This is a genomic window from Nostoc sp. 106C (genome assembly GCF_002154725.1).
In the GTDB taxonomy this organism is placed as follows: domain Bacteria; phylum Cyanobacteriota; class Cyanobacteriia; order Cyanobacteriales; family Nostocaceae; genus Aulosira.
This window is the reverse complement of sequence record NZ_MTAW01000038.1, coordinates 15431-29348: the sequence shown is the minus strand read 5'-3', so window position 1 is coordinate 29348 and position 13918 is coordinate 15431. Positions and strand designations below refer to the sequence as shown.

Annotated in this window: 10 protein-coding genes; 3 read left to right on the top strand and 7 right to left on the bottom strand. The window is 42.2% G+C overall.

Annotation, left to right across the window (positions count from 1 at the left end):
- Window positions 1-30: 30 nt before the first annotated feature.
- Window positions 31-1017 (top strand): PRC-barrel domain-containing protein, encoded by a 987-nt coding sequence (locus tag BV375_RS02120; RefSeq protein ID WP_086756757.1) that lies wholly within the window; start codon window positions 31-33, stop codon window positions 1015-1017.
- 1146 nt (window positions 1018-2163) lie between these two features.
- Here BV375_RS02120 and BV375_RS02115 read toward each other — a convergent pair.
- A complete protein-coding gene (locus BV375_RS02115) occupies window positions 2164-2601 on the bottom strand; it encodes an Rrf2 family transcriptional regulator (protein WP_086756755.1) in 438 nt (145 codons plus the stop codon).
- A 359-nt stretch (window positions 2602-2960) separates the two neighbouring features.
- Here BV375_RS02115 and BV375_RS02110 point away from each other — a divergent pair, with 359 nt between their 5' ends.
- A complete protein-coding gene (locus tag BV375_RS02110) occupies window positions 2961-3443 on the top strand; it encodes an adenosine-specific kinase (protein WP_086756753.1) in 483 nt (160 codons plus the stop codon).
- 187 nt (window positions 3444-3630) lie between these two features.
- Here the strand turns inward: BV375_RS02110 and BV375_RS02105 are convergent, their stop codons facing one another.
- The gene (locus tag BV375_RS02105) at window positions 3631-3879 is read right to left on the bottom strand and encodes a hypothetical protein (RefSeq protein ID WP_086756751.1); all 249 of its coding nucleotides are present in this window, start codon (window positions 3877-3879) and stop codon (window positions 3631-3633) included.
- 581 nt (window positions 3880-4460) lie between these two features.
- Here BV375_RS02105 and BV375_RS36470 point away from each other — a divergent pair.
- Window positions 4461-4616, top strand: coding sequence for a hypothetical protein (locus BV375_RS36470; protein ID WP_166507349.1), 156 nt, complete (start codon window positions 4461-4463; stop codon window positions 4614-4616).
- Window positions 4617-4856: 240 nt separating this feature from the next.
- On the opposite strand, the gene pgmB is transcribed toward BV375_RS36470, so the two are convergent.
- The 5 genes from pgmB to BV375_RS02080 all read right to left on the bottom strand — a co-directional run bounded on the left by pgmB (window position 4857) and on the right by BV375_RS02080 (window position 13697).
- On the bottom strand, window positions 4857-7874 hold the full coding sequence (gene pgmB, locus BV375_RS02100) for a beta-phosphoglucomutase (protein ID WP_086756749.1): 3018 nt from the start codon (window positions 7872-7874) through the stop codon (window positions 4857-4859).
- Between the two features lie 98 nt (window positions 7875-7972).
- Window positions 7973-8098 carry a hypothetical protein gene (locus BV375_RS38590; RefSeq protein WP_279432890.1) on the bottom strand — a complete coding sequence of 42 codons (126 nt, stop codon included), beginning with the start codon at window positions 8096-8098 and terminating at the stop codon, window positions 7973-7975.
- Window positions 8099-8109: 11 nt separating this feature from the next.
- Window positions 8110-10521: a sucrose synthase gene (locus BV375_RS02095; RefSeq protein ID WP_086756746.1), complete on the bottom strand. Its 2412-nt coding sequence runs from the start codon at window positions 10519-10521 to the stop codon at window positions 8110-8112.
- Between the two features lie 1248 nt (window positions 10522-11769).
- A complete protein-coding gene (locus BV375_RS02085) occupies window positions 11770-12438 on the bottom strand; it encodes a hypothetical protein (protein ID WP_086756742.1) in 669 nt (222 codons plus the stop codon).
- A gap of 188 nt (window positions 12439-12626) precedes the next feature.
- The gene (locus BV375_RS02080; protein ID WP_086756739.1) at window positions 12627-13697 is read right to left on the bottom strand and encodes a D-alanine--D-alanine ligase family protein; all 1071 of its coding nucleotides are present in this window, start codon (window positions 13695-13697) and stop codon (window positions 12627-12629) included.
- Window positions 13698-13918 lie beyond the last annotated feature (221 nt).

Here is a 13918-nt window from a genome sequence, read left to right as displayed (position 1 = left end):
ACCGGATTCGAGATCAGGACTCGGTATAGAATGACCTCTGAACAGATAATTAGGCGTTCCGACATACTAAATACCCAGGTGATTACCCGCGATAACGGTAAGCGAGTAGGCATCGTCAGTCAAGTCTGGGTGGATATTGACCAACGAGAGGTTGTGGCTCTTGGCTTGAGAGACAGCCTGATCTCTATTTCTGGTATACCGCGCAATATGTTCCTTAGCAGTATCAGCCAGATTGGTGATGTAATCCTGGTAGATAACGAGGACGTAATTGAAGATATTGAAGTTGAAACTTTAAGCAACCTGATTAACTGGGAAGTAATTACAGAAACCGGTGAAGTACTAGGCAGAGTGAGAGGCTTCAAATTCAATGGTGAAAATGGGAAACTTCACTCTATAGTTATCGCGTCTTTCGGATTGCCACAAATACCTGAGCAAGTGCTGAGTACTTACGAACTTTCAATCGATGAAATCGTCAGCACAGGCCCCAGCAGATTGATTGTCTTTGAGGGAGCCGAAGAAAGAGTCAATCAGTTGACAGTCGGGTTCCTAGAACGACTGGGTATAGGTAAAGCACCTTGGGAACGTGATGTTGATGAAGAATACGGCTATAGTGCTCCACGCACTGTAGCACCTGCGAATCAACTACCAAGCGGTGTACCATTGCAACCACCCAAGCCAAAAGTTCGCACCCCCGAACCCGTAGCCCGGGAAGAATGGGATGAAGACTATGTGGAAGAAGAAAGACCACAGCGTCAAGTAATGCAGGCGCGTCAGTACGAATCTATTCAATACGAAGAAGACGACGAAGAAGACAACTGGAGTGAGGCGACAGATAAAGACAGGTATCAACAGCCTGCTAGATACGAAGCTCAACCCTACAAAAAGCCATACGTTGACGAATACGACAATTATGACGATGTAGATGGCGATGCTTGGGATGATGCACCAAAACCTGTGAACATTCCCAAGAAAGTCAAAGAAAAGCAGCCAGAATACGAAGAAGAAGGCGGATATTAAGTTTAAACCACTCTAAAACCCCTCCTCGGCACTGAGGAGGGGTTATTTTTTAATAGTTCTCTTAAACCAACGTGAGTTTGAGGGGCTGAAGTGACCACAATTGCTGCTTATAGCTCAATACAGTTCAGTTAACCTGAGTTCGGGATAAGAAATCCTCAAACCCCTTGATTTTTCGTTGTCTGGTCTGAAACTTTGTTTTCATATATTTTCAATAAGGCATGTTGTTGATATTAATCTCATTTGTGAACCTTATTGACGAAACGATTCCACTTTAATCACTTCTTTTACCACTTAGAATTTTGCTCAATCTATACACAATAAGCTTTTTAGCTTCTGGCTTAACCCGAACTCAGGTTCAGTTAAGAAAATTCATTGACAACAAAGCTCACAAATAATTACTAAACAAAAAACCGAACAATTATTTTGGAGGGGGCTTGGGGGACGTTTGCGTCCCCCAATCGGGGGTTTGGGGGATTCTCCCCCAAATCTTGGTTTTTGTCTGACAGATAAGAACTCTTATCACCTTAACTGAACCGTATTGGCTTATAGCTTGAATTTAGGGACTAGGGGATCGCGTTTTTTCTCGATTCTCAATCAATCTTAGCGATCGCTATATCCCAGCCCAGTTTATCAAATTCCTATAGCAAGATTTTTGCCTTTTTCCAACCCTCGAACTCACGTTTTATTACTATCGTCAGATTAAATTTGAAACCCTACTTTGAATTTAGTCCGCCCACGCAGACTTTGTTTGTGTAGGCGCGATTTCTAATCGCCTAGATTATTCTCTCTTCAGATTTATAGAAAAACGTTAGGGAACTCTAAAAAATAAATTATCCAAATTTATGGACTCAACACGACTTTTTTCCCTGCTCCCTGCTATGCCAGGCGCACGCTAGTTGCTTGAACGCGACTGCACTTCCTACCCTCGCCTGCGGGAACCTTCTTCTCTTGCGGAGATGCTAACGCGTAGCTTGCTTCCCCATAGGGGTATGAGAGAACGGGAATGCTTGAGAGCGAACAAGTCTAGCGATCGAACTGAGTGTCTTGAGAACCCACGCAACGCACTGGCTCCTCAAGTCGGGAAACCCTTTCGGTAGTTCTTCTTACAGGATATCCCCAAGACCGCTTCGACTCACCTTTTCCCTGTTAAATATAGTACATTAGTTCTTTGTCGCGCTGTTGGCTTCGCCGTTCACAAAGGTCTTGGAGCGTATATTTTTCTAAAACAGAATTAGCCGCTTGACGTGCTTCCTGCCAGATTTCTTCAATGATTTGAGTTTCTAGTGTTTTAGAATTTTTCTCAACTGTAGATGTAACAGCATCTACTCCCTCAATGCAGCTCCAAGCTTCCAGCAAAGTAATTTTCCGAGGATCTCGTGCCAGAACATAGCCGCCTTTGGCCCCACGTATGCTTTTAATTAGGCCGCCACGCCTCAAAGTTGCTAGCAATTGCTCTAAATAGCGGTTCGGTATATCTTGCAATACTGCCATCTGCCGGATTTGTAGAGATTCACCACTAGGGTAACGACTCGCCAACTCTAACAGAGCTAGAAGTGCGTATTCAGATTTGTTAGAGATTTCCACAGGTGTAATATGTTAAGCTTAAATCTGTAATGTTACTGTTGACTTTTGCTTCAAGTTTTGAACTAAAAAACTTGATAATTAATCTTTAGTTGAATAGTTGATTTAACTTTAGAGACTCTTAACGATAGAAGCAAATATTTTTATTTTTTAATTCAATAAATAGAATTTATTAATATAGCGTATTCTCTGCCAAGCGGATTTGATTCAGCCTTAATCATCACTTAGTCCTATCAAAAATAGGAAAATAGCCTTGAGTTAGGAATTGTGTAGTTCTTGGGATAAACATTCCTAGAGATACAACAATAGTGACATAACAACTTTGTTTTCTCTGAGTTCTGCGCTACGAGGGTAAAACAAACATGGAACTCAAAGCAGTTGCAATGCAAATTCCAGAAGGCTGTAACCTCATCTTGGGGCAAACCCACTTTATCAAAACAGTAGAAGACCTGCATGAAATTATGGTGGGTATATCTTCACAAGTGAAATTTGGGATTGCGTTCTGTGAAGCCTCAGGACCATGCCTCATCAGAACCACAGGAAACGATCGCCCTTTAGAAGAAGCAGCAATTACGAATGCTATAGCTATTGGTGCAGGCCACAGTTTTATAATTCTACTCAGAGAAGCTTACCCCATCAACTTCCTCAATGCGATCAAGCAGTGTCCAGAGGTCTGCACGATTTATTGTGCAACGGCAAATCCAGTAGAGGTAATTGTAGCTGAAACAAAGCAAGGAAAGGGGATTCTTGGTGTGATTGATGGATTTTCACCTAAAGGATTAGAAACACCTGAGGATGTAAAGACGCGTCAGGTGTTTTTACGCCAAATTGGTTATAAGCTTTAACTCGTAAAGTACATGCTCAAAAAGTCTTTAAATTCTGGATTTAAGCGGAAACTAAGCTTATTAAAGTGTTGTTGATGCTGATATAGCATCAGAAATTGCTGAATTACGTTTACTGTCATCCTAACGAGATAATAAATCTTAAAATCAAAGATTTATTGTTGCTAGTGAGCCTTTTTTATTTTAATGCTTAAGAGTTGTTGCTAATCTCTCTTACTTTTTTAGAATTTTTCAAATCTTGCCATAAAGATTTTATCTGCTTGTAGGCTTCTTCAGTAGATAGTTTTCCGCTAGTCTCTAAACAAGTAATAAATTCTACTCTTTGAGAAAATTCTCTGAGATTAAGAGTAAATTCTCGATTTTCTGCTTTAATTCGTCCATAATCACGAGCGTAAGTATAGAAAAAGCTATCTTTGTCTGTGTTGTTGCACTGTTCCATCACTTTTCTCCTGGCATACTATAAAACTAGGTGGTTGAGATAATTACAATATTTTTAAAACTAAGCTATTTACCCAATTTAGAGGATTATGACCATTTTCCAAATTTTTTCTTTATTACTTAATAATCACACGGTTAGTGACCTCTTCTCTGTGCGTTAGCATACCTATAATTATGATTAACTCAATAGTATTTTTGCAACCTGATTTTTTATTACCATTCGAGAAAACAACTATATGCTATAAACTGATTTTTTATTACCATTTTGAAAAAGAACTATAATCAGCTAACAACAACCAACCCAGAAATAAGCTAACCCGCCTTTAAGTTACAGAATCCTTAGCCTCAGAAAGACGCGGCGACGCGGAGAAAGGAAGACGCAAAGATGCAATTTTAATGATTATTAGCTTACATGTTTAAGCTGTATTAAGTTTTGATTATATTTGTAATTAATTACAAGAGTTGAATTTTTATATATGTTTCTATCAATTACTCATCATATTTATTGGTTTATAGTTTAATGAAAAACATAAGGAGATAAATTTTATTCCCTAAGTTAATGAAACTTGGAGGTAAGAACTCATGCGTGAAATGCCCTTGATATCCTTAACTGATGAAGAGCGCAAGAAAAATCAATATCTAGACAAAGCTAATCATGCTCCATATCCTAAAATCTTCTTGGTTGCATTAGGGATTTTGTTGCTATTTACTATTGGTTTCTCACTTACCGCTTTTTAAATCTTTTGTTGCTATCTTGAATCTTCCTCGTTCTGCAAGTGGCAAGGTATCATTAATTCAGCATAGTGTCTAAATATAACCACATCCTTTTTTGGATGGATACCAAGAATTTTCAAGGAAGCTGTCAAACCCTCTTTTCTTTATTGAGAGAGGGTTTAATGTTAGTGGTAGGCTAAGGATAATCAAAATCCCATAGTTTAGTTGCTAATAAACTTACCTTACAACCCCAGATGAGATGGCTTATTTTTTTGATCTCACAAGATTGCTCAATTTGGCTTTGAGATCTGCCCATCTGATACCAGCTAAACTGGGTAGAACGACGTGAGCTGTACCTACACGCTCAACGGGGCCGAGTCCTACTGTCCACATCCCGGCGGCTAAAGCAGCTTCAATGCCAGCTGCGGCATCTTCTACGACCACACATTGACTTGGTAGTAGTTTTAGCAGGTCAGCAGCGAACAGAAATAAATCGGGTGCTGGCTTGGGTTTTTGGACACTATAACCATCTGCGATCGCATCTACTTTGGCAGCAATCCCCAGTTTTTCGACAACTGTGTGGGCATTTTTGCTAGCTGAACCAATCGCGATTTTAATTCCAGCTTGGCGCAGTTCATCTAATAAGGCGATCGCGCCTGGTAACAAATCCTGGGGTGTAATATTTTCAATAGATTCAACGTAGTAGCGGTTCTTACGCTCCATCATCTCTTGGATTTGGGCTTCCGAATACGGTCTATCCTTGACAATTAGCATGAGTGATTCCCGACGAGACACACCTCGCAACGCCTCGTTGTCCTGCCGACTAAAGGGTATCCCTTCTTCATCTGCTAGCCTTTGCCAAGCGCGATAATGGTACTCTGCGGTATCTGTCAAAACGCCATCCAAATCGAAAATCACTCCTCGGATATCAGAGGAAAGGGTCGCTTCGTTCTGTAATTGGGGTTCAGAAGCCAAGGAAGACAAACTTTCTCCCTTGCTCCCCTTCGGGTTCGCCAGTCCCCCATCGTGACGCAGATCGCCAAGACGGGGGCTGGTTTCACCTGCTTCCTGTTTCTCTGCCTCTTCCTGGTGCAAATCAAACTCGTGCCACTGACCACGCCAATGTACTTGGAATTTCAGGCGCGTCCAACCAGGGGGTAGCTGGGGATGAGCTACAGGGCCATTTTCTGTCATTTGGATGCCACCAAACCCAAAAATCACCGCTTGCCAGATACCACCAGCACTCGCTCCATGAATCCCGTCGTTAGTATTACCCCGGACATCTTGTAAATCCACCATTGCTGCTTGCATAAACCGTTCGTAAGCTTCCGCTGATTTGCCTAAATCTGAGGCTAAGATGGCGTGAATAGCTGGGCCTAAGGAAGAACCATAGGTAATATCTGTGCGAGGTGCGTAGTAATCCCAGTTTGTCTGCAAGGTTTTTTGGTCGTAGGGAAATTCCGCTGATTGCCGCATCAGATACAGCAGCATTAAGACATCTGGTTGTTTTAGTACCTGGCGCTTATTAGCTCCCTCAATACCTAAGATGGCTTGCATAGAACGAGTGCGCGGCTCGTACTGATTTAAGTCGATATCTTCCAATTGAAAAAATCCCTCGTACTGCTCGATCATGCCTGTTACCGGATCGTGGAGAATCCAGATATTAGCGATGATATCTTGCCAGCGCGATCGCTGTTTGGTACTCAGGTGCAATTTCTCTTCTAGTTCCACCGCCTGTTCGGGGAAGGTAACCTTCAGCCAATCATAAACTTTGATTGCTCTTTCTAAATGCCATTGCACCATACGGTTGGTGAAGGTATTGTTGTGGACAAACTCATGGTATTCGTCTGCACCGATGACTCCGCGAATTTCGTAGCGTTCGTATTTGGGGTTGAACTCAACCCGGCTACCCCAAAATATCGCTGTATCGAGAACAATCTCTGCACCACAATCTCGCATCCACTCGTCATCGCCAGTCGCTTGCCAATAGTACCAGACAGCGTATGCTATGTCTGCACTGATGTGAATTTCGCGATCGCGACACCAAATCCGCACATCTTCTCCATAGGGATCGTTAGGTAATGCCCACCGGGGTGTAACTTCATCTCCTGTATCAGCACTTTCCCAGGCAAACATTGCTCCTTTATAACCATCATGGCCTGCTTTGCGTCGCGCTCCATTCAAAGTGTGGTAGCGGTAACTAAGTAAATTCCGGGCTAGATTAGGTTGAGTATAAATAAAAAATGGCAGTATAAAAATTTCTGTATCCCAAAATATATGACCGTGATAACCGAAACCAGACAGAGTCTTAGCAGGAATACTTACCTTGTCATCATTTTTTGGGGACGCAATTAATAGCTGAAACAGGTTGTAGCGTACAGCAAAAGCGGCGGTACTATCCCCCTCAATTAGAATGTCACTTTTTTGCCAGATCTCATGCCATGCCTGTTCTTGGTCTTTAAGTAGCGTTGCATATTCTGCTAGCAGCTTGAGTTTTTCTCGCGCGGCTTTTTCTGGTGCCGTAACATCTCGCGATGTAAAAACTGTGACAAGCTTTTCTGCCGTTACTGTCTGGTTTGATGACGCTAAGAAGGTGGCACTCAACGTAGGATACCCTGGTGCACTGTTAACCTGCAAAGATGCCTCCGCTCCAGAAATTGTCAACTTAGTAGCTAGACCAATATCCATTCGCGAGTTGCGGGTGCGGCGATGTAACCAAACACCTTGCTCTGTTTTGTCTTGTTCTAGACATTCCCAGTGATTAAAACCGGGATTTTCTGGATAGCCGTTGATGCTAGCCTGAATTTCAATCAAACCATCAAAATCCAAGGGGGTGACTTGGCAGCGTTGACCCAACACATGCTGATCTGCGATGCTGGCGAAGCGCTCAAAATGTATGTCTATCGTATTTCCTGTAGGACTGCGCCAACGCACAGAACGACTGAGAAGACCCCGGCGCACATCAAGTTGCCGATTATAGTCTAATATCTCTCCTTGATCGAGGCGGAAGCGATCGCCATTAATCGTTACAAGCAATGGTAGCCAGTCAGGACAGTTTACCAGTTCTGTGTATACTACAGGAACCTCATCATAGACACCGTGAATGAAGGTAGCTGGCAATGCACGAATGTACCCTTCCTCAAAGCTACCCCTGGTTCCTAAGTAACCATTCCCGATTGTGAACATGGTTTCTCTAGAGTGCAATTGGTCAGGGTCAAACTGGGTTTCAGTTAATATCCAATCGCTATAGATAAAATGGCGAGAACGACCTGTTATATCCATTGTTAATATCTTTTGTTGTCATTTGTCATTGGTCATGTGTCATTCATTTATCTCCGCGTCACCCTTACGGGGGACGCTCCTTCGTCGCTAACGCTACGCTAACGCCAGTTGCCTGCGGAGGAGCCACTGCGTTGGGCGGCGAGCCGCTCTTGTTGCAAGTGGCGTTGGAAATTCTCCCGCAGCACTGGACTCACCGCGTCTCCACATCTTTGCGTCTCCCTCATCCCCTTACACACTAGCGGCGCATGTGCTGTTCTAAAATCTTTTCGGCTCTGGGTTTATAAATCAGATGATATAAGCTGTCCACGTAGCGGACTCTAGCTTCGGTATTTTCTGGGGCTACAAAATTCCAGAAACCGTAGATTTTAGCTAGCAAAAGTAACTGATTGCTATGTATCTGCCAGTTGTACTTATTATGAATGCGTTGAATCATCCAATCCGAAACTTCAGCCCAATGTTGGAGATGAGCATCGCATTGGTGAAGGAAATCCAACATCCTGTTAGCAGATCCTTCCAAATCTGTAGGATTGAGAGTAAATTTATGTTCTCGCTCCTCAATAATTTCTAAAGCACCACCAAATTGAGTGGCGAAAGTTGGCAAACCGGAAATCATAGCTTCTAATATGCTTCTACCAAAAGCTTCAAAACGGGCAAAGTGGACATAAATACCTTGTTTATCAGCAACTACTCGGTAGGCTTCGCCAATGTCACCGCTAGGAAGACGCATCCCCAACCAGCGGATATGACCGTGGAGATTATAATAGTTGATAATATCGTGAAGTTTTTGGATTTCTGCGGCTTCTTCAGCGTTGACGGCTTCTGATGTATGCAACTTGCTAGTTAATATGAACAAGTTGCAATGTTCTTGCAAAGCCTGACTTTTGCCAAAGCACTCAGCCAAGCCAGTGAGATTTTTGATTGAGATAATGGGAGCTATAGACAAAATTGGCCGCTTGTTAGGGTTCTCTAAGTAACCCAAAATTTGCGGATCTTCGCGGTTCAAGAGTAAATCGTTGAGATTTTGGCGCAGATTCGGATCGCAGTTTTCCGAATGGCTAAAGGGGAAAAAGATGTTCTCGTTTACTCCTGGTGGCACCACATTAAACTTATGATTAAATAGATCGATGCCATCAATCACATGATATAGCTGGGGCATGGTAAAACATTTGTAAGACTCATACTGTCCGATGCTTTCTGGTGTGCCAACAATTTCTTGATAGGACGAGGTAACGATAAAGTCGGCTGCATTCATGTTGATCAAATCAGCAGTGAACTGTGCCGAGAAGTGGTAGTGCTCCTCTAAATCTTGCCAGTAAAGATTGCTAAATAGGTGTTTCGGTTTTTCTAAAGCGTGGGCAATATGGCAATGGGTGACTTTGAGTTGTTTGGCCAGGAGAAAGGCGACTAAGTTGCCATCGGTGTAGTTACCAATCAGCAGATGTGGTTTACCTTTAAATTCAGCTAGCAGTTCTGTTTCTGCATCTTGGGCAAATGTTTCTAAATAAGGCCAAATCTCAAATCTAGTAATCCAATTATTAGTAATTTCGGGATTGAATTCTCTAAAAGGTACGCGCAATATCCAGCCATTTTCTGTACCCTCGATTTTTTCCCGGCGCAGATTGCAGTATGTGCCTTCGCAGTTAGGAATCAGCCGAGTCAGAACAATTACGTGGGGTTGAATGCCCAAAAGGTCAAGACCGGCAAGTTTAATTTCTGTACGTAGTTTGTTTTCTAAACTGCACGCTTGTTCAAGCACATAAACAACTTGACCTAATGTTTCATCTCTGCCAACAACTCCCTCCTGCGCCACCCAGCCATGTATGGAAATCAGCACGACACGAAAGACGGCGGGAACACGAGCCACAAATGCTTCCAGCATTGCAGGCTGTGGATTGTCAATAAAGCGTTGGAGAAGTTCTAGGGTTTCAGAAACCCGTGAGGCTGTGTTACCCCAACCTGGTTCAAAGCCGAGTTCTTCGAGGTCAAAGCGAAATTTTTCGTAGGGTGTGTCAGGATGTTGCTGACTGAGAAATTTGAGGACTTGCTGAATTTTTTGAGCTAACTGAGTACCTGAGTGAATGCGATCGTTGATCAGCATTTCAATCCCGTCATAACTCAGCCGATGTAGAACTTTAAATAAGACCTCTAAACAGTAGTGAGGATCTGTTAATACTTGACTGCACAGATAACGGTTGAGAAAAGCTAGACCTTGTCCAATATTTCTCGGATCGCTAATCGTTGGGGAATTAGCGTAAAAGGGATGGAGATCTATGTCTAGAATATGGGGTTGGTAGCGATTAACTAGGCGATCTCTGACATCCAGCAATGCTTGGGGTGTCATGAGTTCAAATTTACTAAATTCGGCTGTTAATCGCCAAACCTCCTGACTACCAATCCTGGGACGAATAACAAACCAAGTACTTTCCTCTTCCAAAATGATTTCATGACAGTAGTGAATGAGCTTGCCTACTGAAGAAGAATGGTAAAAATAACTAGGTCTTTGGGTTTGCTGGCAGTATTCCGCAAAAGCTTGTAAAATTTCATTTCTCAGGAAATAACGCTTACCTGTATTACTCAGCATCAAAATTAGCTGATGCAGAGCCGTTTTATCATCACTGTTTAAGGCAGCTTGAACTAGTTCATACATGACTAAGTCCTAAAACTCTAAATTAGGTCACGACCTCATTAGTTCTTTCCGCAACAAACAAGGTTTTAGATCGCTGGTGTTTAGAGGTACATTTCCTCTGTAATCGTAACTAAGATATTAAGCCATTTACTTCTAGCTGTAGGATGAGATGTTGCAGCCAATCTTAGACCTATGCTCAACAATTGTGCTACACATCAATAACTCCTTGTTCTGAGACTTTATCTTTAGCTAAATTTCCATAAATTCCTATAATCTATAGAAGTGTTAAGGCCGATTAAGCGTTATTTCTTATTTACCTAGTTCGTAGCTATTGATGCTATTATTTCCAACCATGTAAAATAGTGTATCCCGCAGGGTAGCAAGTGGTGAGTCCAGTCCTGCTCGGCGCAGCCGTTCCCGTACCCCTATGGGGAAGCAAGCTATGCATAGCGTCTTTGCAGGAGAAGGGTAAACGGGTTTCCCACCGTAGGGAATTGGGTAACCCGAAGGGCGTTGGAAACCCTACCAAGAGCGCTGGACTCACTGCAACGTACTGGCTCTCCAAGGCAGTGGCTTCCATACGAAAATTTAAAAAATCAAGTATGAATCCTATAGGTAAAAAAAGAGTGGAAGAAAGCATAACAGTCGCTTCATTCTTCCACCCTGGCATTTACCGCTGTATAGAGCAGGAATATCTAGAGAAATTGCCTTTTTTTGAGGGTTAATGTTTATAATTAAGGCAAAATCTATCCGCGATTAGAATTCCTGGTGCAGTAAATGTTAAGTCTAATTATTATGTTTTTATCTTCTAATTTTTAGATAAATATATTCCTAGTAAATAAATACGAAAAACTTGTAATTACTCAGTTTTTCCTGAAGTAATCTAATGGCTTGGTAGACCCTGATAACAACACCCTTGAAGTCGTTTATCTTCTATACCTTAACTGTAATAATTGCAAGTTAGTTGCCAAATTGGCATTTTTAAAATACTTGAATTGTTCATGTTTAACTTTTTTACAGCGTTTTTTAAGTAAATAGACCACGCGTTAGTTAGGGCACGGCACCAGTAAGATTATTATATGTACCGGAAGATTGTGGATGCCGTGCCCCTACTTTGGATCTGTGGTTCAATAACCTGGAAACTGCTGTAATCTAATTAATGTGATTAAAAATCGACTATATAATATTAAACACAAGTAAGGGTATGGGAATTACCATACCCTTAATTACAAAATAGTTAATTTGACAGATTTTTCTTTTGCAACGATATTAATACTTGCGTAGAATAGCAGACAAAGAACTTTGTTTCCGAAGATCCATCAAATCTGCCAAAGACTCTTTACTTTTCTCCAGACGATAGCTGTGTTCTGGTGGTAAAACTGTCATCAGCGGTTTTGTTCTAGATTGCATGGAGGCTAGAGGCGTTAGTGATGGCGGTGGTACAAAGACTTGGGGAGCTTTGGGAGACTGTGGTTCTACTCTTTGCGGTTGACTTTGTACCGTACGTGTTGGATAGCGTTTAAGATGTTTCTGGACTTTTTGACCCTTCGCTGGACGGTTGAGGATGCGCAAAATTACCACACAACCACTAGCACAGCTGAGGGCGATCGCAAAAACCATCCATAAAGGCATAGGATTGCTATTCTCAGAGGGCGTATTGATTGCTACTTCGGCTACAGTTGTAGTTGCTACATCTGGGTTTTTATCTGGTTCTTCTGTCTGTTGTACATTTCCCACAGAACCCAGGTTATACAAGGCAAGTACAGCACTTGCAAAAAACGTTGCTGATAACCCAATCAACAACAGCCAAGGATGGCGTGTGACCAGACGTATCAAAATTTGTGAGCTACTGTCTGCTCTCGATTTACTGTTTGTCAGCTCTGGAGTGGCCCCAGTAGATTGGGTTGGCTCGTGCTGTACACTCTGACTATTTTCCATAGATTACTTTCAGATTTGTACCCCTCTTGATTCAAGATCATACTGGAGGATTCAAGTATCAGGTATCCGTAGCCAGATTTTGCAATAAAGTAACTTTTGTGTGCAGCTTAGGCTACTAAATCCAATAAGTTTCTACAAAAACGCTAATTTTGACACATGTATGAGTTTTTATTAGCTTATTGCTTTGCCTAACTCTGCGGTGCGACAGCAGAATGTCTCTCTATAGCTAGTTGAATTAGTTTGTCCACTAGTTCAGGAAAGGATATTCCACTATATGCCCAAAGTTGAGGATACATACTAGTTGCAGTGAAACCAGGTAAGGTGTTGATTTCATTGATTAATACGTCTCCTGTGGGTTCTACGAAGAAAAAGTCTACTCTTGCCAGTCCAGCAGCATCAACAGCAGCAAAGGCTTTTAATGCCATGTCTTGAATTTGACGAGCGATCGCCTCTGGCAACGCGGCAGGTATCAGTAAATCTGCTCGACCTTCAGTATATTTTGTCTCGTAATCGTAAAAATCGCTATTATAAGTAATTTCGCCAATAACGGAAGCTTGGGCTTGATCGTTGCCTAAAACAGCACATTCTACTTCTCTAGCAACTACTCCCGCTTCCACAATTATCCGCCGATCGTAACTAGCAGCATTATCTAATGCCGCTTCCAATTCTGGGCGCGATCGCACTTTGGCAATCCCCACCGATGAACCTAGATTCGCAGGCTTGATAAAACAAGGGTAGCCCAGGGTGGACTCAATTTCATCACATAATTTCGGAAATACGCAAGGATTTGACCAAACTTGCGCTCTTGTTATTGCTTTGTATTTGACTTGGGGTAGTCCGGCTTGAGCAAAAGCGACTTTCATACCAATTTTATCCATCCCTGTTGCCGAACCTAACACCCCAGAACCCACAAACGGAACTTGCATCAGGCTAAGTAATCCTTGAATTGTGCCGTCTTCTCCGTTGGGCCCGTGCAGAATCGGAAACCAAAGATCTACTTGTTGTGTCTGTGGTGGAAACTGCCAAAGATTAGGAGTTGTTCCTTGGTTCTGAATAGCAGCGCCAGATGCTAAAACTTGTTGGGCAACTTCCCCAGCTTGCCAAAATCCATCTTTTTGGATATAAAAAGGCAGTATTTCGTACTTATTAGCATTTTGTTCTGCACTTAATGCTTTAGCGATCGCCCGTGCTGAACTAATCGAAACTTCATGTTCCCCAGAACGTCCGCCAAATAGTAACCCCACCCGGAGTTTAGTCATCTTCAGTACCTCTTAGCTCTTTCTCGCAGATAGCGTATCACAACCTACTCAAAAATCTTGATCAGTTATTAGTTAACAACTTGTAAACTGTTAACTGATTAGCAATTACTTCAGAATCACCTAAGCAAGGCAAGAGGCAATAGGCAAGGGTGTTTAATTATCCTGCTTGTCAGTTTTTCATACATAGCAATGAAGTTTTCTCATTGGGATTGCCTTCTTAA

Bases quoted from the DNA above. Each gene is read 5' to 3' on its own strand.
- BV375_RS02120 (WP_086756757.1), top strand. From the start codon at position 31: ATGACCTCTGAACAGATAATTAGGCGTTCCGACATACTAAATACCCAG.
- pgmB (WP_086756749.1), bottom strand. From the start codon at position 7,874: ATGGATATAACAGGTCGTTCTCGCCATTTTATCTATAGCGATTGGATA.
- BV375_RS02085 (WP_086756742.1), bottom strand. From the start codon at position 12,438: ATGGAAAATAGTCAGAGTGTACAGCACGAGCCAACCCAATCTACTGGG.
- BV375_RS02105 (WP_086756751.1), bottom strand. From the start codon at position 3,879: ATGGAACAGTGCAACAACACAGACAAAGATAGCTTTTTCTATACTTAC.
- BV375_RS36470 (WP_166507349.1), top strand. From the start codon at position 4,461: ATGCGTGAAATGCCCTTGATATCCTTAACTGATGAAGAGCGCAAGAAA.
- BV375_RS38590 (WP_279432890.1), bottom strand. From the start codon at position 8,098: ATGAGGGAGACGCAAAGATGTGGAGACGCGGTGAGTCCAGTGCTGCGG.
- BV375_RS02095 (WP_086756746.1), bottom strand. From the start codon at position 10,521: ATGTATGAACTAGTTCAAGCTGCCTTAAACAGTGATGATAAAACGGCT.
- BV375_RS02110 (WP_086756753.1), top strand. From the start codon at position 2,961: ATGGAACTCAAAGCAGTTGCAATGCAAATTCCAGAAGGCTGTAACCTC.
- BV375_RS02080 (WP_086756739.1), bottom strand. From the start codon at position 13,697: ATGACTAAACTCCGGGTGGGGTTACTATTTGGCGGACGTTCTGGGGAA.